Origin of the sequence: Streptomyces polygonati, assembly GCF_042650325.1 — a bacterium.
Taxonomy (GTDB): domain Bacteria; phylum Actinomycetota; class Actinomycetes; order Streptomycetales; family Streptomycetaceae; genus Actinacidiphila; species Actinacidiphila polygonati.
The window spans coordinates 53905-73696 of record NZ_JBHSBB010000016.1 but is presented as its reverse complement, the minus strand read 5'-3'; the positions used below and the strand labels follow the sequence as shown (position 1 = coordinate 73696).

Below are 19792 nucleotides of genomic sequence, written 5' to 3'. Positions count from 1 at the left end.
CTACGTCTGAGAGCACCTCGGTGACGACGGGGGTGCCGATCATGGACGAGACAGGCCCCACACCGTGGCAGCTGATAACACATCCCCAATAGGCGTCAGATATGACTGATTACCCCAAAAGGGTTTCCTTTGATGCCCATTGGCCGACTGCTGATCTCTGCATGGCTGTACTGGCGGTATGAAACCCCGCATGTACGCGGCGGCAGCAGCCGCGGCCGTGGCCGCACTGCTCCTGTCCGCCCCTGCCGCCGACGCCCGTCCCACCGCGGAAATCACCTGCCCGGCCGGCTATGTCTGCATCTACCCCGACATCAACTACGGCGGTCAGCCCTGGGTCAAACGGGCCGTCGACGGCAGCGTCGCGGAACTCCCATCCAGCATCCGCGACAAAGGCAGCTCCATCCGCAACGCCTCCAACCGCACCGCCCGCGTCTACCGGCACCGCCTCTACACCGGCTCCCACGTCTGCGTCGTCCCCGGCGGCAGCATCAACGACCTGCGCAGCTACGCCCTCAACGATCAGACACGCAGCTTGCGCGTCAACAGCTCCTACTGCGGCACATGACAGATGTCCGGACTCCACGCGCACCCGCCCGGGCCCGGACATCCACGACGAAGGACAGCGCCGGTCGGACACGAGGCGGCCGGCCAGCGTGACCGTGCCGCCGGCTGCGGCAGCGCCGGTGTCTCCCTGACCGTGCCGGGTCGGCAACGCCTCGGACGGCGCCGCAACCGTTGCGGCCGGGACGAGGCGCCTGTGCCGGAACCCGGCTTCGCCGCCTCGCTGTCCAACCTCAGCATCCGGCTTTTGAAGACGGGACGCCGTGCGGAGACACCGACCGCCACCGAACAGGCGACAGAGATCTACCGCCGCCTCGCCGGAGTCAACCCCACCGGCACTTTCACAACTGATCGCATGAGACTGCTCTTTGATGCCTTATGCAAAAACCGCCGGTTGGGCGCGCACTGTAACACGCCTCAGTATCCAGGCAAGGCTCCGCCCTCTCACCCTTTCGGGTTAAATCGGGGAACGAAAGCGGACTCTTACCGTTAAGCAGGGCGACACTGAGTAAGCACAGTGCCGCCCCACCGGAAAGCAACCGGCGGCCCACACAAAGGTGAGGTGTTACGAGCGCATGAACCGCAGCACCTTGTCCTTCAATGCGCCCATGGTGTGCGGCAAGATGAGAGCAGCGTTCAGGCCGCCGGTCAGCGAGACCGCGACACCACTGGCCTCCGCAGGTGAAAGGCCTCGAAGGGACTCCAGCACGAACGCGACTCCGCCTACTGCGACCAGGAGCATCTGCGCACCGGCCTGCAACAGTCCTCGGCCGGGCCGGTCGGGCTGCGACTGATCATCCCGCTCCCGGGACGGGCATGAGCACGGCAAAGTTGGCGACATAACGCCTCCACTGTCCGGGGCCCTCGCGGCTTGATCGCCCTGAGAAGTTGATACGAGTCGCGAGGGACCCCACCTACACGATTCCGCTAGTGCGGTCTTCACATTCAACGACTGAGCCGCCATTTGCGTATGCTCACATGACTGCAGTTCCTCCTAATGAGTGAGTTCTGCAATGGCGCGACCCTCCCGCCAAGTCGGACGATGGCCGGGCGATATGATAATCAGACCAAGCGTCTCGCTGTTGACTGGGGAACTGAGCCCTATCCAACATGGCTGAGAATCGCAGGGGTTGGCGTGGCAGAACGACAAAGCTCCTGGCAGACGGGTCGTCAACCAAGATCGGCCTTTGCTGCCAGGAGCTTCGCGTGCTTGTCCACCCGTCCGGACTGGACCTGTCCACTTCCCCATTGCGGCTGCCGCGGCAGGAGCGGACCGCTCGGCGGCGACGGATCGGCACCCGCCGGCGTCGACTCACCTGCGACGGACAAGCGTTGGCGACCCTGGCCCACCTACGCTGCGGTCACACCTTCGCCCAGCTCGCGGCCGGGTTCGGCGTCGGCCTGGCCACCGCCCAGTGCTGCGTCACCGAGGCCGTGGACGTCCTGGCCGTCCTCGCCCCAACCCTCCAGCAGGCCACGACGGTTGCCGCACGCAAGGCGGTCGCGATCCTGGACGGAACCCTGCTGCCCAACGACCGCATCGCGGCCAACCACCCCTGCCACTCCGGCAAGCACGGCATGAACGTCCAGGTCCTCACCGACCCGTTCGGGAAGCCCATCCGGGCCTCGCCAGCCCTGGCGGGCGCGGTCCACGACAGCAGGCCGGCCCGATCCCACGGCCTGCTCGGCACCCTCAACGCCGGGCGGCATCCGGTGCTGGGCCGGCACGGCGTACCAGGGCTCCGGCACCGCCGTCCGCGTTCCCCTTCCGCAGCCTCTGGAACCAGCTCTCCGCGGGCAAGAAGGCCGTTAACTGCGCTCCCGCGAAGATCCCCGCGCACTCGGCGAACAGGCTGTGGCCATCCTCAAGTCCTTGTGTCTGCTGAGGAAGCTCCGCTGCAGCACCACCCGCATCACCAACCTCGTCAAGGCCGTTCTCCCCCTGGAGCTGACCGCCTCAACCTGAGGAGAACGTCTCGCTGCCTCCTATACTCCCTGCGTGTCTGATACTTGGAGCCATTTCCACGTCTCCTCCGTGCTCAATCGGCAGTCGATCGCACGGCATGGCCTGGACTGGACCCGGATGGGCGCCGCACCGGGAATCGCCGGCAGCCGCCGCCCCGAGGTGGAGGGGATCTTCGTCTGCCGGGGCGAGGAGGCAGCAGAGTTCTTCCTTCAGATCAACAACACCGGCGGGCCGGTTGATCTCTGGTCCGTGGACGGCATCGATGAGGAGCTGCTGCTCGACAACGGCCACGGATTCGTCTACCTGCCCGGCCGCATACCAGCCGCGCGAGTCCGCCTCGTGCGATCAGACATTCCTCCGCACCTTGGTTTTTGACTTCGCCCGGCGCTATGGCCGGGGGCAGGCCCACGCGGAATCCGGCTGCGAGCTCGGCGAAGGTGCGGCTGCGGCGCAGGGAGTAGACGGGAGCGCCAGGGGGCCGCAGGTCAGCCAGGCGGGGCCCGGCACTCTTCCCGGCGCTCGCATCTACTGCCGGCGCCGCAGCCGGCCGCGCCGCCAGGTGCCGACCCCGCCACGCTGCCGCACGCAGGTTCTGAGGAGGACCCGATCCAGGTAGCGCCAGCCGCCCCGGTCTCCTCCCACCGCACCGGCCCGTACTTGCAGGCCGCCAGTTGCGGGGCGCGGTCGAAGCCGCGGGTGCCACTCGTGCGGGTGGTCTGCTTCACCCCCATGCGTGGAGTTCCCGCAGCGGGTGCGGACGCCCGGCCCGCGGGGGCGGTAAGACCATGGTCATGCGCTCCATGATCCGAACCGTCTTGGCGAGCCTGCTCGCCTGCGCCGCCCTCCTGATGACCGTCCCGGCCCAGGCGGCGGACTCAGCCAGCACCGTGCTGGACATCACCCTGCACCAGGCCGTCGCCCAACTCCCCGTAGCAGCCGAGGACCGCACCGGCTACAACCGCGAGACCTCCTACGGCGGCTGGACCGACGCTGACCACAACGGATGCAACACCCGCGCCGAAGTCCTCCTGGACGAGGCCGTCACCGCCCCCATCGTCACCGGCAAGTGCACTCTGACCGGCGGCAGCTGGTACTCCTGGTACGACAACACCACCGTCGAAGGCCCCAGCGGACTCGATATTGATCATGTCGTGCCATTGGCTGAGAATTGGGACTCCGGGGGTTCGAAGTGGACCAAGGAACGGCGGGTCCGCTACGCCAATTACTTGACGGACCCGCGTCACCTGGTGGCGGTCACCGCCCGCTCCAACCGGCAGAAGGCGGACAAGGACCCGTCCGAATGGATGCCGCCGTCCCCCGACGCGACCTGCCGCTACACCGCCGACTGGATCAGCGTAAAACTCACCTGGCAGCTCACCATCGACCCCGCCGAACACGACACACTCACCCGGCTCGCCGACAGCTGCCCCGACCAGGACATCACCTACACCCCCGCACCCTGACCACGACCCCAAACCAACCCGCCACCACACGCCACCTCCCAGAGCCCTCCTCATGAAGAACTTCCCCCCAAGCCTGCTGCCGCGGCTGCTCTACCGCTTCCGGTCGACGCCACAAGGCTGGAGGAAGGCCACACCGTGTACTGCCTCACCAGCCTTGCGGCGGATGCCGTGGGGCGCACGCGATCGTCCTGGACTCGGCGGCTCCCGCGGCCACCGAGTCCAGGACGGGCACGGAGAGCGGACGGTCAGGTCGCACTCCCCGGACAGGGTGAACGGCTTACATCCACTCGAGCGGAGGTGGTCCGTTCGAGAACGACGCCCTGGCCCTACTGGCTGGCCGGTCTCCGCGCGAGCGGAGATGGTCCGCCCTTCAGGCACATGGTTTCTCCGTCAAGTTCAGCATGTTGAAGTTTTGGGAGTCTGCACGGGCTCTGTCGGGTGGGGCCCGTCCTGGAGGCACCATCTCACCCTGTGACCAGAGGTTGGGATTACTAGCAGAGGTCGGACCAAGGCAATCTCCATGTGGTCTGGTCAGATGGAGCATGGATCGTGACCAGCCCTTTCCGCACGCGTTGGAACCCTCGTGCCGAAGAATGCATCCAGCTCCAGCAATATCAGCGCACCCCCGGCTACAGAGCCGCAGCCGTTCTTGTTGAGTTCCCAACAAGGAGAAGCCGCACGAACATTGCTGAGCTTCGCGTCCTCCCTCGCGCTGCCTAGTCCTGATGCTCAGCTCGTCGCCGTGGTGGTGGCCATCCGGGCCGCCCGTGGTGGTGTCGGCAACCTCTCCGGGACGGACCTGTCCTCTCTGCGGCTCGGCGATGCACGCGAAGCCGTAGACGCCCTTCGCTGTTTGGGCTGGCAGATCGGCGGCGCTCTCCTCGGGGACGATCCCGCGCTTCCGGTACCGATCACAGTCCCCGACCTGACCCCGACAGTTGACCACCCGCTCCCTTTCGGGAAGAACGTGCGCTCGCGGGTTTCCGGATGGACCACGCGCGCCCTGTCCGTCAAGCCGGTCAAAAAGCTTCCTCCTACGGCGCGGCTGGCCGGCTTGTTCCTCGCGGCGCACAGCACGTCCAAGCTTCTCGGGCAGATCCCGTCCGACTTCCCCGATGCCTGCCGAGCCGCCCTGCCCGACCTCCTGCCGAAGGGGTTCCTTACGGAGTTGTCAGAGGATTATTACCGCCTCGACCCGGCTGTACGCCACTTGTCGGGATTGCGCCGTCCCACCGAAGACGGGCGGACGGCGAAGGTCGAAAAGGCCGAAGGCCAGGTCGAGCGCCGCACGAGGCTGGCGGTTCGCTTTGACGCTGCAGCCTGGTCCCAGTGGAAGAACGCGGCAACTCCCGTGTTGAGGCGACACGCCGAGGCCGTCGAGTACTGCGCCGTGTGCGCACTCGAACCGGGTCAGGTCGCTGCGGCGTTCATGGAGCGGGTCCGCCCGCATTTCGTCCCCAAGTGGATCAAGAACGCCTACGGCGAGTGGAAGGAGGCACACCCTGACCGCGGCCAGCAAGCAGCCGAGTTCACCGTGGCCTTCCGGGGCGAGCACGGCCACGGTCCCTCCTTCAACCAGCTGTGCTCGGGCCTGGGGTGGGACGTATGCCGATCCGTGCGCAGCTTCATCGTGCAGCGACTGCTGTCGAACGAGTGGCTGATGGACACGAGCCCAGTGCCGTGGACGCTACGGCCTGGGGTGATGGCTCAGGCTCAGGGCATCTCGTTGCCGAAGGCGCGGACCTCGGCCGTCGCCGTACGTCCTGACGCGTAACCCCGGCGGCCCAGGGCTGTGGGAGGCCCTCTGGTGTGTTCACGGGCCCAATCTCGGCCGCCGACCGTCGAGGGGTTGGGGCCGCACGCCGACAGACATGGGCGACTGGGGATGCGTCACTGTGGGAGTGATTGGTGACGAGACACCATTCGCAGGTCACGGGAAAACCTTCTGGGATGCGTGAGGAGGACGAAGCGATCGAGCAATAGTCAAGAATTGCGGATGGGGCCTTCCGGCGCGGTGATCCCGGCGGCCGCGAGCCGGGCGTCTTCGCGCACCTTCGAGGCGATGTTGGCGGACAACGACGCGGCGGTAGCCCCCAGCGTGACAACATCAACGCATGGGTATCTTCGACTCCATCGCGCGTGGCCTCGGTAGCCTCCGCCCGCTGTCCGATGCGGAACTCGAAGACGAGCGCGAGGCGCTGCGACAGCGTTACGTATCTAGCGGGGATGTCAACGAGGCGTCGAAACTCTACGACGAGCTGCACCGCTACGACGAAGAGATGACGCGCCGTGCAAACGAGGCCTATGCCCGCGAGAACCCGAACCCACCAGAGCCCAGGCATCGCGAGCACGGGTGGTACCTGCCGAACGACGACTAGGCGGGCGTCTTCAGGCGGCGAGTAGGCGCTTCTGCACCTTCGAGACTGTGTTCTCCGACCAGCGTGCTCCGGTAGTCACCGGACACGCTGTCATGGAGTTCTCATTCCTTGGAGGTCTCATCCGCTGCGAGCGCTGAGCCGGGGACCTTCGCCTGATCCTGATGTGATGATCTTGGTGTGGCTGGTGTGATGACGGCTTCGAAGCCGTCCTGGACAGCCCTGCTCTCCGGGCTGAGCCCGCGTGTCTTCGGGAAGCTGGTGACGGTGTGAGGGGTGGGGTGCGGACGTGGTCCGCAGCGGCTGACACTGGAGCCTCCGGCTGGAGGACCGGCCACTGCTGGTTGTGGCCTACTGGCGAACGAACTTGACTACGCGGCAGCTCACGCCGCTGTTGGAGTCTGGATGCGGATGCGTCCCGGGTGATATCTGTTGAGATCGCCAAGCGCAGCAGGGGGATGGCGTGACGGGCCAGCATGACGGTCAGCCGAGGAGTGAAGAGCAGCAGGCACTGACAGTGCTGCCGCCTAGGCTCAGCATGCCGAGGATGGCGACGCCGAAGCAGACGGTCACTTTCCTGATGGACCCCGACGATTTCGAGGAGTTCGTGAAGGAATGGGTGCCGACGCAGGGGGCGAAGTACGACCTCGTTGAGCGGCAGGGAGGCGCCGGGGACCACGGCATCGACGTGGCGGGCTTCCTGACGCAGGCGAAGCTTGAGGGGGAATGGCACAACTATCAGTGCAAGCAGTACAAGCGGGATCTGTCCTGGACCACTGCGGCCCAGGAGATGCGGAAGATGTTCGTGGCCGCCGCGGCCGATCACTTCACCGTCCCCACCCGCTACGTCTTCGTCGCTCTCACCTTCGCTGCCAGCCTGAAGCGCCTCATCTCGAAGCCGTCCGAGTGCCGGGCAAGGTTTCTAGAGGACCTGTCCACAACCAGGGACAAGCTCGTGACCAAGCTCGATGATGACGAGCGCCGCAAGGTCAAGGAGCTGGCGGAAGGCACCGACTTCGGCATGTTCTCATGCGTCGATCTCGATCAGGTGCTCGAAGAGCACATGACCACGCCGCACTGGCTCGCGCGTTTCCCGCACGTCCCGCCTGCGAACGGGCCGACCAAGCTGACTCCTCCCGAGCGGCCCCGGCACGACGAGGCTCGGTATGTGCAGCGCCTCGTCGATGTCTATCGGGAGCGGTTTTCCGACAAGATCAACTCCCTGGAGCAGGTCGAGGACGTGGCTGAGGCCAAAGGGCACCTCCTGCGGCAGCGGGTGGCCTTCTTTGCCGCCGAGTCCGTGCGCGTATTCGCGCGGGATTCGACCACACCGGAATACTTTGACCAGGTCAAAGAGGATATCTACACAATTGTCGTAGAGGAGTCGGAGCGGTCTCACCCGAACGGCTGGGAACGCCACGCAGCCGTCATGGTCTGTGCGGGAACCGTGGAAGTGACCGAGACGATCCTCAAGCCCTACGTGGGGCCGGAGGTCCGCAAGGGGGTATGCCACCACCTGGCGAACGACAACCGCCTTATCTGGTGCCAGGAGGGAGAACAGTGACCCCGCTCAACAGTCCGCTTGAGGTGGGCGTTCGCGCTCTTGTCCTCCTGGCCGAGAGCCACCCCCAGCCCATGGACCTTACCCAGCTCGTCGCGCTGGACTACCTCGTGCTCCACAGCGGCGAGTTCGACGGCCCGCACAGCCTCCACCCCGACCTGCCGGCACGGGAAGGCGAACTAGGCAGGAAGCGAGAACTCCTCGAACAAGGCCTTCTCGTTCTGATCCGGGCCGGGCTGGCCGACCTCGTCAGCAGCGACGACGGCCTCATGTACACGGCCACGGAAAACGGCCCCACCTTCATCGAAGTGCTGGAAGCCCCCTACATCGCATCTCTGCGCGAACGCGCCGAGTGGGCCCTCCGCCACTACGCTTCCCCGGCGCACGCCCGCAGCGTGACCCATCAGATCATCAACCGCGCCGCAACAGGCTCCGCATCCGGAGGGGCTGGCCATGGCTGACCTGCGTCTGACACATCTCACCTACGCCTCCGCGGCCAAGCCACTCGCGACAGTGGACTTCGATCCGTCCCTCACCGTCGTCTACGGCGCCTCGGACACTGGCAAGTCGTTCGTCGCGGAGTCCATCGAGTACATGCTCGGCGGCAGCAAGCTCGACCTCGTCTCCGAGGCCGAGGGATACAGCCAGATCCTCCTCGGCCTCGAACTCGATGACGGCACCCCGCTCACTCTGCTGCGCGTCCCGGAATCCAACATCATCCACGTGCACTGGGCGGACCTGCGGGATCTAGTCACCCGCCCCTCTGACTTCGACGTCACGGCCACGCACACCGCGCGCAGCAAGAACAGCCTCTCCCAGTTCCTCCTGGGCCGCCTGGGATGGAACGACCTGCGCATTCGCACGAACGACGCAGGCGGCACGCGCGAGCTGCGCCTGAGCGACCTGGTGCACCTCTCGGTCGTTCCCGAGAACCGCATGGTCGACAAACGCTCCCCGGCCCTGCACTCCTCCTCGGCCAACGGGAAGACCATGGCGGCCTCCGTCATGCGGCTGCTGCTGACCGGAGAAGGCGACGCCGAGGTCAATACCGGCATGAACCCCGGCCAGCGCCGTGTCAACAAAGGGCAGGTCGGTCTCCTCGACCGGATCATCGTCGACCTGCAGAACAAGCTCAGCACCTCCGAGAACGTTCAGGAACTTCGCGACCGGCACCGGCGCCTGCAGACAGCCATCGACGGCTACTCCCGCGCAGTCGAAACCATCACCCAACAGCACCTGAACTCCGTGGCCGAACGTATGTCAGTCACGGAGAAGCTGGCCGGGATCGAAGCGCGCCTGGCCGAGGCCGGCGACCTCATGTCCCGGTTCACCCTGCTGGAAAAGCAGTACCTCTCCGACATGGACCGGCTCGTCATGGTCACCGAGGCCGGCAACCTCCTCGGGTTCTTCAAGGTCGGCACCTGCGTCTTCTGCGGCGCCGAACCCGAGCACCAACACCCCGACCACAGCGAACGCGAGACGACTCAGCTGCATCTCGCAGTGGAGACCGAGATGGCCAAGACCATCTCCCTCCTAGATGACCTTCGGCCAACCATGCGCCACCTGCGCAGTCAGCTCGAAGAGCTCAGCAGCAGCAGGGAGGAGCTGAAGGTGTCCGCTGCTCGCCTCGACGCGGACATCTCGGTCACCCGAGGACGTCTTGCCCCGCTGCGCGAGGACATGGACCAGCATCTTGAGGTCCGCTCGGCCATCGAACGCGACCTGGATCTTCACCAGCGCATCGAGGAACTGGAAGAACGCCGGTCTAAGTTGGACGGTGCAGCCGCAACCCCCGGCCCCCGGCCGACCGACTACATTCCGAACCGGATACTCTCCGCCTTTGACCAGGTCCTCCAGCACACGCTGGAGGCGTGGAAGGTGCCCTCCGTCGAGTACGCGGAGTACGACCAGTACCAGATGGAGATCAGGGCAGGTAGCCGACTGCGGGCCTCTCGGGGCAAGGGCGTCCGCTCCGTGCTGCACTCCGCATTCACCACGGCCCTGGCCCACTACTGCCGTGAACACGACCGGCCGCACCCCGGGCTCGTCGTCCTCGACTCTCCCGTCGTCACCTACCGCGGCCCCCACAGCGACCCCCAGGACGACGCCCCAGGCGACGACGTACCGATGACATCGACTGTCGTCGATCACTTTTACCGGAACATGCTCACCTTCCCAGGACAGGTGATCATTTTCGAGAACCCTGACCCGCCCCATGACGTCATCGCCCAAGCCCGCACCTACCGGTTCGGCCTGCAAGAAGGCGACCGCGTCGGCTTCTTCCCCTCAGAGCGGGAGAGCTGGTCAGGTCCATGAGGGGCTGAGGTCACGAGCTGCAAGCACATCCAGCTAGGCCAAGACCAGCCGGCTGGTGTGATCCAGGGCCGCGAGCAGGTGGACCGCGTCCCCGGGCCCTGGCGGCTCCGCGAAGCGCCTTCCCGTCGACCGTCAGGCCGGGCATCCGCCCTCGGCTCGGCTGCGGCAGTCGGCGAGCCAGCGGCCCACCGCCAGGTCCAGTGCCTCACCATCGATCCGGGCGGGCCAGCAGCCGCCGAGCCGTCGTTTCCGCAGGCACCGAACGTCGAGGAAACAGAGGGTCGAGCTTCGCGCCAACGTGTTCGAGCATGTAGGGCGGAGCGTCGGTCATGCACTCGCTGACTGCCGGCAGTGACGTTGCCCCCGACAGCGCCGCGCAGGCAGCCAGGGCAGGGACAACGACCAGAGCGTGGCGCACTCCGCGGGGATCACGTGGATCGGGCACCTCAGCGAGGCGCTCCATCAGTCCGGGCACTTCGTCCGGCGCGACCTCCGGATGCCCGCGAAGTTGGTCAAGGGCAGGCGGGATCAGCAATGGCGCTTCGGCAGGCACGGTCTTCCAGACAGGTCACGGGGCGTCGAGAACTCCATGATCTTGGAACACCGTGCCTGTCCCGCTCTCCGGGCCGATCAACCTGGCAGACCCTCATGAACCGGACGCCCACCGACTACTGTAGGTTACGCGGCACCGCGAGCACTGGTTCCTGGGGATACGTCGGAATCCGCGCGAGGTGAGCACAGCTTTCGTCGGCCGGGCATGAGCAAAAAGGCTCGTCGGGCGGTCGATTGCAACCACTGTCGGTAGTCGGACCTAATCGAGCTATGAGACCAGCCCGTGTCGGCCCGATCAGCGACCCCGATACTGCGAGGGCTCTCTAGCCCATCGGTCTCACCACAGAACTTGAACCTGCTATCTCTCACACGCTTATGCCGCGTCAGTTCCGCCCCGAGGCACTCCCGCATGTTCATGGGATGAGCGCAGATAGGCGTGTGAAAAAAGGGCCGGGGGCGGGTCGGGTAGAGCCGGGCGCTGGGCTGGCATCCGGGCACGTTGATGCGAGGTGCTGGTCAGACCTGCGTGGGGTTGTGCGTTTGGCCCTACTGCCCTGGTGTGTGCGGATAGCCTCACGCGACGGTGTTGTGCGGAGCGGGGGCTTGGATGGCCGACGGGCGTAATCCCTTGTTGGTGGGGCTGTTGGCGGTCGAGGCGGGTGCCGCCGCGGGTGCGTCGCTAGCTGGTAACGCCGCCTCCGGTCAGAGCCGGTGGCCCGGTGTGCTTGATCTGCTGCGCCGCTATCCGTGGTCGGCGTTCGGCGGGTTCACGGTCCTGCTGCTCGTAGTGGGTGCTGTGGTCGTGATCTTCGAGAACGGGGCTGGCGCCGGGCGGGAGGACCCTCCACCACCTTCGCCGCCGCAGGTGCCGGGGTGGGTGGTTGACCGGGACGAGGCGGATCAGGTGGTGTCCGTGGTGTGCCGGGGCGGGCGGCGGGCGGTGGGGATCACCAGTACGACGGGCCTGCACGGAGCAGGCGGTTTCGGGAAGACCACCATGTCCGAGTTGGTCTGGGCGAACCGACGCGTGCGGCGCCGTTTCCGCGGGCGCATCTACCGGACCACGATGGGCCGGGACGTACGCAGCCCGGCTACCATCGCCGCGAAGGTTGTGGAAGCCACCCGGTTCATCACCGGAGACGACACCGCGTTCGATGATCCGGACCTGGCCGGCGCGCATCTGGGTCGCCTGCTCGACCAGCGGCCGCCGGTCCTGCTAATCTTGGACGACATCTGGTTCAGTGAGCAGCTCGCCCCCTTCCTCATGGGCGGGCAGCGGTGCGTACGGCTGGTGACCACCCGTGTCCCGGATCTCCTTCCCGCTGATGCCACGCGCGTCCTGGTCGACCAGATGTCCCCACAGCAGGCACGGTTGCTGCTGACCTGGCAGCTCCAACAATGGCCAGGTGAGATCACCGAGGGGCTGCTGCGTGCGACCGGCCGCTGGCCGTTGCTGCTGCGCCTGGCCCACCAGGCGATCGCCGAACAAGTGCATACGGGCGCCGATCCTGTGGTGGCCGCATCCGGGGTCCTGGAGCAGTTGCGCCGCCGCGGGCCCGCCGCGATCGACCCGGGCACGGCAGTGGATCTGGGCGATCCCCGGCAGCGCAGCACCGCCGTACGGGCTGCCATCGAAGCGGCCGCCCATCTGCTGCCCGAGGGCGGTTACGAACGCTTCACCGAACTTGGGATCTTCGCCGAGGACGAGAGCGTCCCGGTCGATCTGATTGCCGCATTGTGGCAGGCCACCGGCGGCTTGACTCCTCAGCAGTCCAGAGCGCTGAGCGCCGCTCTGGGCAGGGTGTCGCTGCTGTCCCTGGACCCGCAGGCCGGCGGGCGGATCCAACTGCACGACGTGATTCGCGACTACCTTCGCACCCGCCTGGGCCAGGAGCATCTGCAGCAAGTGAACAGCGTCCTGGTCGACGCGGCAGCAGCGGACCTGCCCGTGGTACAGCCCCGTTCAGGTGTCAACCCCGCGGTGGGGCGGGCATGGTGGCAGATGCCGGACGGCTACCTCGCCGACCATCTCATCGCACATCTCCTGGCCGCCGGCCGGCAGGGGCAGGCCGAAGCCGTCGCCACCGACCTGCGCTGGATCCAATGGCGACTGGACCACCGCGCCACCACCGCGCCCTGGACCGATCTGGCCGCCATACCGACCCCCACCGCCCGCAGCGCCGCCCGCGTATTCGCCTCCGCAGCCCACCTGCTCGCCCCGACCACTCCAGCGCACGCACGCGCGGCGGTCCTACGCAGCCGCCTCGGCTCTCACGACACCTGGCGTGAGCAGGCTGCCTCCTGGAATCCCGGGCAGCCAACCCTCCGGAACAGATGGCCGCTGCCTGACCTCCCCGATCCTGCATTACTCCGTACTCTGACCGGCCACACCGGTTGGGTGCGGGCAGTGGCGATCTCTCCGGACGGGACCTGGCTCGCCACTACTGGCGACGACGGTGCGGTGCGGATCTGGGACGCGGCTACCGGCCGGACCATCGCCGCCCTGACCGGACATACGGACTGGGTGCTGGCAGTGGCAGTCTCCCCGGACGGGACCTGGCTCGCCACCGGCAGTCAGGACGGTACGGTGCGGATCTGGGACGCGGCTACGGGCCAGACCACCGCGATCCTGACCGGACATACGGACTGGGTTCGGGCGGTGGCGATCTCTCCGGACGGGACCTGGCTCGCCACCGGCAGTCAGGACGGTACGGTGCGGATCTGGGACGCGGCTACGGGCCAGACCACCGCGATCCTGACCGGACATACGGACTGGGTTCGGGCGGTGGCGATCTGCCCGGACGGGACCTGGCTCGCCACTGCCGGCGACGACGGTGCGGTGCGGATCTGGGACGTTGCTACCGGCCGGACCACCGCGACCCTGACCGGCCACACCGATTGGGTGAGCGCGGTGGCGATCTGCCCGGGGGGGACCTGGCTCGCCACCGGCGGCCGCGACGGTGCGGTGCGGATCTGGGACGTTGCTACCGGCCGGACCACCGCGACCCTGACCGGCCACACCGGTTGGGTGCGGACGGTGGCAGTCTCCCCGGACGGGACCTGGCTCGCCACCGGCGGCGACGATCGTACGGTGCGGATCTGGGACTCGGACACCGGCCGGACCACCACCGCGCCAATCGGCAACGATCGCCGGGTGAGCGCGGCGGTCTCTCCGGACGGGACCTGGCTCGCCACTGCCGGCGACGACGGTGCGGTGCGGATCTGGGACGTTGCTACCGGCCGGACCACCGCGACCCTGACCGGCCACACCGATTGGGTGAGCGCGGTGGCGGTTTCCCCGGACGGGACCTGGCTCGCCACCGGCGGCTACGGTGCGGTGCGGATCTGGGATGTTGCTGCCGGCCGGACCATCAGCACCCTCACCGGCCACACCAGCCAGGTGAACGCGGTGGTTTTCTCCCCGGACGGGACCTTGCTCGCTACCGGCGGCGATCGTACGGTGCGGATCTGGGACGTTGCTGCCGGTCGGACCATCAGCACCCTCACCGGCCACATCAGCCAGGTGAACGCGGTGGCAGTCTCTCCGGACGGGACCTGGCTCGCCACTTCCGATGACGACGGTGCCGTGCGGATCTGGGACGTTGCTACCGGCCGGCTCACCAGCATCCTCACGGAGCAGGCCAATTGGGTGCGGGCGGTGGCGGTCTTCCCGGATGGTACCTGCCTCGCCACCGCCGGCGGCGACGGTGCGGTGCGGATCTGGGACGTTGCTGCCGGTCGGCTTACCAGCACCCTCACCGGCCACAGAAGCCAGGTGAACGCGGTGGCGGTTTCCCCGGACGGGACCTGGCTCGCCACTACCGACGACGACGGTGCCGTGCGGATCTGGGACGTTGCTACCGGCCATCCTGCAACCATGATGCGCGTTGAGGGGCCTCTCACATCGTGCTGCTGGCTCCCTGACGGGAGTGGCCTGGTAATGACAGGGTCGGCGGGGGTGTACTTGTTCGCCTTCGAATCGGGCACCGGCCAAACGGGACGCGGACGGACACCGTAATCGAGGTCTATGACACCTTCAACCTGACCCTGGCCGTGAAGGCCGCGACCGATGACCTGCACTCTCGCCCGCCGCGCCGCCGACAACGGGCACTCAGATGGCAAGGCTGGGCGTAGATCCCGCGGACCGCAGGATCCATGTCGGCCAAGAGCAGCCGCGCGAGTTCCAAACGACTCTCGTACGCGACGGCCCCGGCCATCGTCGCCGATGCGTATCGCCCCGAGTAATGTGCCTGGCCATGGACGAATCGGAAGCTCCGCCAGGGAACTGACCAGGTGAAGTCCGACAGCCGCAGGTCTCTCAAGGGGATCTTGCGAACCGACGTGTCGTCATACCGGATCGACGTCGTGGCCGGTGCATGCTTCCCGCTGGAACGAGTTTGACTCTTGAGGCCATGCGGAGGACCCCAGTTACTGATCGCAGTCAGCGCCCACGGAACAGCGGAATTGCCCATCCGGTGTCCATCTCACGCGTGCGTTGTCCATCGAGACGCGGAACCTACAACTACGCCGAAGCCCTGCCGCTCCGCCGACCTCAGAAGAGCATCGAGTCGTCTCGCTTAGAAGCCATCTCATTTGGGTGTTCGCTAGTCTGGCTTTGTGGGGATTGTGGAGCGAATGGTTCCTGACGAGCTGTGGATGTTGTTCGAGCGAGAGGTTCCGCCGGCTCCGACGAGGCCGCAGGGTGGTGGCCGGCGACGGCATGGTGACCGTGAGGTGCTGGCGGCGATCGTCTTCGTGGCCAGTTCAGGCTGTACATGACAGCAGTTGCCCCCGGGCTTCGGCCCTTCAGGGGCGACCGCGCACCGTCGGTTTGCCGAGTGGACAAAGGCCCGGGTGTGGGCCAAGCTCCACCGTCTGATCCTGGACGAGCTGGGCTCTCGCGGAGAACTCGACTGGACGCGCTGCGCGATCGACTCCGTGAACATGCGGGCCCTCAAGGGGGGGGACCTGACAGGTCCGAATCCTGTCGATCGGGGTAAGAACGGGTCGAAGATCCACTTGATCATCGAGCGCTCCGGTCTGCCTGTCTCTGTCGGGATCTCGGCGGCCAACACACACGACAGCAAGGCATTCATCCCGCTGGTCCGCGGTATACCGCCGATCCGGTCCCGACGCGGGCCCCGTCGCCGCAAGCCCGACAAGCTGCATGCAGACAAGGGCTACGACTATGACTACCTGCGGCGATGGTTGCGGGAACGCGGCATCACACCTCGCATCGCCCGCAGAGGCGTTGAGTCCTCGGCGCACCTGGGCAAGCACCGGTGGACTGTGGAGAGGACCATGGCCTGGCTCAGCGGAACCACCCGCCGACTCCACCGCCGCTACGAACGCAAGGCAGACCATTTCCTCGCCTTCACCAGCATCGCCTGTCCTCTCATCTGCTACCGCAGACTCACCAAATGAGATGGCCGATGCCGGGGCTCACCCCGAGGGCGGAACCCGCCGGCGACCGGCTTGCCGTTCTCGGTGCGGGGAATCAGGTCGCGGACGTCGCCGGTGGCGGCCGGGTTGGCCACGCAGTCCGACAGCACCGCGATCGGGAAGCGGCCGTGCCGGGCCCAGGCCGTCATCTTGCGGTGCTGGCCAATCCGGTAGCTGCTGGCGGGCGTGAGGGGACCAGGCCGGCCGCTCTGGCGCCGTCCAGCGCTCCCCCGGCCGATAGCCGGCGTTCTTCGGGCGTTCGGCCAGCTTGCCCACGCCGCCCTCGATGGTGGCCTTGATGGTGGCCTTGATGAAGGAAACGACCTGGGGCCAGGACCGGGGGCGGGATGAGTCGATGGGGTTCTCGGCCGGGTGGCGGCCCGGTGCGTGCTGGCAGCCCCACGTGACGGGGCCGCCTGGCGTCGGGCGACTGCTTGCGCCGGGCCAGGGTGCCGCACCAGTCGGACGACGCGGGCCCGGAGGGTCAGGGCAGGGGGCTGAGCGCGCGGATGAGGACGCCCAGGGCGTTCAGGACGGCGGGAAGGTCAGCGGGTCGTGCCCGTAGGAGCGCGATGCTCCCGAGCACGAGGACGGTGCCGATGACGCTCAGCAGGACGGTCGGCGCGGAACGACGCACGGGATGCCTCCAGGAACGGGGTCGGGGCGCCGGACGACTGCCGGCGGCTCGTCCATCAGAGCGCGCCGGGCGGGTATCCGGCATCCGCCGCCTGGCCGCCGGACGCTCAACTAGCCTGTCCTCAGAGGCGTTTCCGGCGTCCGGAGCATTCCGGCGTCCGGGCGCTCCGGACGGTCCGGAGGGCTGCGGGGAGGCAGCGGCACCTATGGGAGGGAGAATGGGTCGTGGCGCTGAGCGGTTGGGCGAGGAGTTGCGCGCGCTTCGGGCGGCTGCCGGGGCGGGCGCACCGGGCGCGGTGACGGCCCTGCTCAGACGTCGGCGCCCGGGGGAAGGCATCGTGATGCCGAAGTCGTCGACCATTAGCGACTGGTTCAGGGGCAAGAGCGTTCCCGGTGAAGCCAATGAGAAGTTGTTCCTGCGGCTGGTCACCGTGCTGGGCGAGCAGGCCGCCAGGTCGGGGTACGTACCGCGGCCGACCAGGGAGTGGATGGCCCTGCTGACCGCCGCGCGGGGCGGGGTGAACGCGGGCCGCGGCGCGCCCGGCGTGACGGGGCCCGGGTTGCCGATTGGCTGGTCCGACCCGCACGACCTGGAAGTGCACCCCGCTGGCGAACATCGGTACGCCGGCGGTGGGATCCCCCTGCCGGCGTACGTTAACAGGGCGCACGACGTCTTGCTGGCGGAAGCGGTCGACGCCGTGAGGGCGGGCGCTCGCAGGATGGTCGTGCTGGTCGGCGATTCGTCGACGGGCAAGACGAGGGCGTGCTGGGAGGCGCTGCGCCCGCTCGCGGAGGACGGGTGGCGCGTGTGGCATCCCTACTCGCCGGGCCGGGCCGAAGCGGCGCTGGAAGGGCTTCACCGTGTCGCGCCGCGCACCGTTGTCTGGCTGAACGAGACCCAGCATTACCTTGGGGGCCCGGACACGGGCGAACGGATCGCGGCGGCCCTGCACGACGTGCTCAACGGGCCGCAGTTCACGTCGGTGCTCGTCTTGGGCACGCTGTGGCCCGACTACGCCAAGAACTTCACCGCGCTGCCCGCGCCGGGCCGGCCTGACCCGCAGAGCAGGGTGCGTGAACTGCTGGCGGGACGCCTGGTGGACGTGCCACGCACCTTCGACGACGTCGCCCTCCGCGAGGCCCGGCGGCTCGCCGACAGCGACGCGCTGCTGGCCGGGGCGCTCACCCGCGCCAGCCGCGACGGCAGAGTGACGCAGGACCTCGCCGGCGCCCCAGCACTGCTCCAGCGCTACGAGCAGGCGTCCCCGCACGCCCGGGCCGTGCTGGAAGCGGCCATGGACGCCCGGCGCCTAGGCGTCGGCGAGCGCCTGCCGCGGGACTTCGTGACGGCAGCGGCCGTCGGCTACCTTGGGGACGACGAGTACGACCGGCTCGCGGACGACTGGCAGGATGAGGCCTTCGCCGAGTTGGCCGTCGAGGTCCATGGCAAGCGGGCACCGCTGGGGCCGTCGGCGCCCCGTCCGGCGTACGAGCCCCCGGGCGCGGGCTCCGCCCGACCGTCGGCGCCGCCGGCAGTCCGGATCGCGGAGTACCTGCACCAGCACGGGCTCACCGTCCGCCGGGACCAGTGCCCGCCGGCGTCCTTCTGGCACGCCGCCCACCAGCACCTGGGCCGGGCGGACGACCTGCTGGCGCTGGCGGACGCCGCGTACATCCGCGTCCGGCACCGCTGGGCGAACGCCCTGTACGCGCGGGCCGCCGAGGCGGGCAGCGGTGTGGCCCGGATCATGGTGGCCCGCGCGCTGGAACGGTCGGGCGACCTGGCGGGGGCGGCGGCGCTGTACGCACCCGACGCCGATCGCGGCGACCCGTACGCGCTCCTGGCCCTGGCCTACCTCCGGGAGACCCTCGACGGCCCGCGGGGGCCGGACGACTTGTACATGCGTGCCGCCGACGCCGGCAACGACACAGCACTGGTCATGATGGCGCTGCGGCGGGAGGCGGCGGGCGACCCGGCGGGAGCCGAGGAGTACGCGCGGAGGGCCGCGAAGGCTGGGCGGGGCAGGATCCTGACGCATCTGGCGAGGGAGCGGGAGAAGCGGTGCGACCGGACGGGAGCTGAGGCGCTCGCGTGGCGGGCCGCCGACGGTGGGAACGTCATGCCCCTGGCCACCATCGCGTTCGTACGGCACGAAGCGGGTGACCGGGAGGGTACGGACGACCTCGCCCGACGCGCCGTTGCGGACGGCTATGCGGCGGCGGTGACCGCTCTTGCCGATCTGTTGGAGAAGGCCGGGGCCCCGGACGATGCGGCCCACTTCTTCTGGGCCGCTGCGGAGGCGGGCGACCAGGAAGCGGAGAACCGAAAGTACGACTACCTGGAATTCATGTACGACCTCGCCTTCACGGTGCGTAAGAAGCACCGTGAAGGCGATCACGACGGTGCGGAGGCACTGGCCCGGCGGATCGTAGACCCCGACGTCTCCCTGAACGCCTTGATCAATCTGGCCGGTCTCAGGGAGAAAGCGGGCGACGAAGAGGGCGCGGAGCGCTGCTACGGGTTCGCCGCCGACCAGGGCGACCTCCTGTCCCTGGTCGACCTCTCCCGACTGGGGGAACGCTCGGGGGACTCCTACGGGATGTCGCTCGTCACCGCGCGGGTCGCCGACACGCGGAACCGAAGCCTTCTCTTCCGGTCCCGGCTCCGGGGGGAGGAGGGCTGGTTCGGCCTATGGACGCCGAAGGATGAGGACGCGTGCGGCGCCGACCTGGTCGCGCGGGCCCGTGAGCGGGAGCGGGACGGGCGGACGGACGAGGCCGAGGAGCTCTACCGGCAGGTCGCCGACGCCGGTGAGGCCGTATGGATGGGGCTGCTGACGGCCCGCTGGCCGTCGGGCCTCGAACCAGACGGTAGACCGACGCCCGCTGCGGACTGACTCCCGCCCCCGGCGCCGTCACG

13 protein-coding genes and 3 pseudogenes are annotated in these 19792 nt (G+C 67.9%); 13 read left to right on the top strand and 3 right to left on the bottom strand.

The features are described 5' to 3' along the window. Positions 1 to 178: 178 nt before the first annotated feature. Positions 179 to 565 carry a peptidase inhibitor family I36 protein gene (locus tag ACFO3J_RS24945; RefSeq protein WP_386433339.1) on the top strand — a complete coding sequence of 129 codons (387 nt, stop codon included), beginning with the start codon at positions 179 to 181 and terminating at the stop codon, positions 563 to 565. A 561-nt stretch (positions 566 to 1126) separates the two neighbouring features. Here ACFO3J_RS24945 and ACFO3J_RS24940 read toward each other — a convergent pair. After that, the gene (locus tag ACFO3J_RS24940) at positions 1127 to 1270 is read right to left on the bottom strand and encodes a hypothetical protein (protein WP_386433336.1); all 144 of its coding nucleotides are present in this window, start codon (positions 1268 to 1270) and stop codon (positions 1127 to 1129) included. A gap of 497 nt (positions 1271 to 1767) precedes the next feature. On the opposite strand from ACFO3J_RS24940, the pseudogene ACFO3J_RS24935 reads away from it, so the two are divergent. From ACFO3J_RS24935 to ACFO3J_RS24895, 9 genes and pseudogenes are all read left to right on the top strand, one after another. Next, a pseudogene (locus ACFO3J_RS24935) lies at positions 1768 to 2527 on the top strand (transposase family protein). A gap of 33 nt (positions 2528 to 2560) precedes the next feature. Further along, positions 2561 to 2902 carry a hypothetical protein gene (locus tag ACFO3J_RS24930; protein ID WP_386433333.1) on the top strand — a complete coding sequence of 114 codons (342 nt, stop codon included), beginning with the start codon at positions 2561 to 2563 and terminating at the stop codon, positions 2900 to 2902. A 425-nt stretch (positions 2903 to 3327) separates the two neighbouring features. Next, a complete protein-coding gene (locus tag ACFO3J_RS24925) occupies positions 3328 to 3990 on the top strand; it encodes an HNH endonuclease family protein (RefSeq protein WP_386433330.1) in 663 nt (220 codons plus the stop codon). Positions 3991 to 4675: 685 nt separating this feature from the next. After that, on the top strand, positions 4676 to 5764 hold the full coding sequence (locus ACFO3J_RS24920; protein WP_386433327.1) for a hypothetical protein: 1089 nt from the start codon (positions 4676 to 4678) through the stop codon (positions 5762 to 5764). A gap of 340 nt (positions 5765 to 6104) precedes the next feature. Beyond that, positions 6105 to 6368, top strand: a complete 264-nt coding sequence (locus ACFO3J_RS24915) for a hypothetical protein (protein ID WP_181801438.1) — start codon at positions 6105 to 6107, stop codon at positions 6366 to 6368. A 177-nt stretch (positions 6369 to 6545) separates the two neighbouring features. Next, a pseudogene (locus tag ACFO3J_RS24910) lies at positions 6546 to 6759 on the top strand (IS5/IS1182 family transposase); the annotation flags it as partial. Between the two features lie 153 nt (positions 6760 to 6912). Beyond that, the gene (locus ACFO3J_RS24905) at positions 6913 to 7929 is read left to right on the top strand and encodes an ABC-three component system protein (protein ID WP_386433324.1); all 1017 of its coding nucleotides are present in this window, start codon (positions 6913 to 6915) and stop codon (positions 7927 to 7929) included. Continuing rightward, positions 7926 to 8387, top strand: a complete 462-nt coding sequence (locus ACFO3J_RS24900; RefSeq protein ID WP_386433321.1) for an ABC-three component system middle component 2 — start codon at positions 7926 to 7928, stop codon at positions 8385 to 8387. Before ACFO3J_RS24905 ends, ACFO3J_RS24900 begins: the two co-directional genes overlap by 4 nt. Beyond that, positions 8380 to 10242 carry a hypothetical protein gene (locus ACFO3J_RS24895; protein WP_386433318.1) on the top strand — a complete coding sequence of 621 codons (1863 nt, stop codon included), beginning with the start codon at positions 8380 to 8382 and terminating at the stop codon, positions 10240 to 10242. The genes ACFO3J_RS24900 and ACFO3J_RS24895 overlap by 8 nt, the downstream gene beginning before the upstream one ends. Before the next feature lie 205 nt (positions 10243 to 10447). Here the strand turns inward: ACFO3J_RS24895 and ACFO3J_RS24890 are convergent, their stop codons facing one another. After that, complete coding sequence (locus ACFO3J_RS24890) at positions 10448 to 10705, bottom strand: transposase family protein (RefSeq protein ID WP_386433441.1); 258 nt, start codon at positions 10703 to 10705, stop codon at positions 10448 to 10450. A gap of 810 nt (positions 10706 to 11515) precedes the next feature. On the opposite strand from ACFO3J_RS24890, the gene ACFO3J_RS24885 reads away from it, so the two are divergent. Together ACFO3J_RS24885 and ACFO3J_RS24880 are read left to right on the top strand one after the other, a co-directional pair. Next, positions 11516 to 14812 (top strand): NB-ARC domain-containing protein, encoded by a 3297-nt coding sequence (locus ACFO3J_RS24885; RefSeq protein WP_386433315.1) that lies wholly within the window; start codon positions 11516 to 11518, stop codon positions 14810 to 14812. Between the two features lie 617 nt (positions 14813 to 15429). Continuing rightward, positions 15430 to 16218: pseudogene (locus ACFO3J_RS24880) on the top strand (IS5 family transposase). A gap of 502 nt (positions 16219 to 16720) precedes the next feature. Here the strand turns inward: ACFO3J_RS24880 and ACFO3J_RS24875 are convergent. Next, positions 16721 to 16873 (bottom strand): hypothetical protein, encoded by a 153-nt coding sequence (locus ACFO3J_RS24875; RefSeq protein ID WP_386433313.1) that lies wholly within the window; start codon positions 16871 to 16873, stop codon positions 16721 to 16723. Positions 16874 to 17213: 340 nt separating this feature from the next. On the opposite strand from ACFO3J_RS24875, the gene ACFO3J_RS24870 reads away from it, so the two are divergent. Beyond that, positions 17214 to 19769 (top strand): hypothetical protein, encoded by a 2556-nt coding sequence (locus tag ACFO3J_RS24870; protein WP_386433310.1) that lies wholly within the window; start codon positions 17214 to 17216, stop codon positions 19767 to 19769. Positions 19770 to 19792 lie beyond the last annotated feature (23 nt).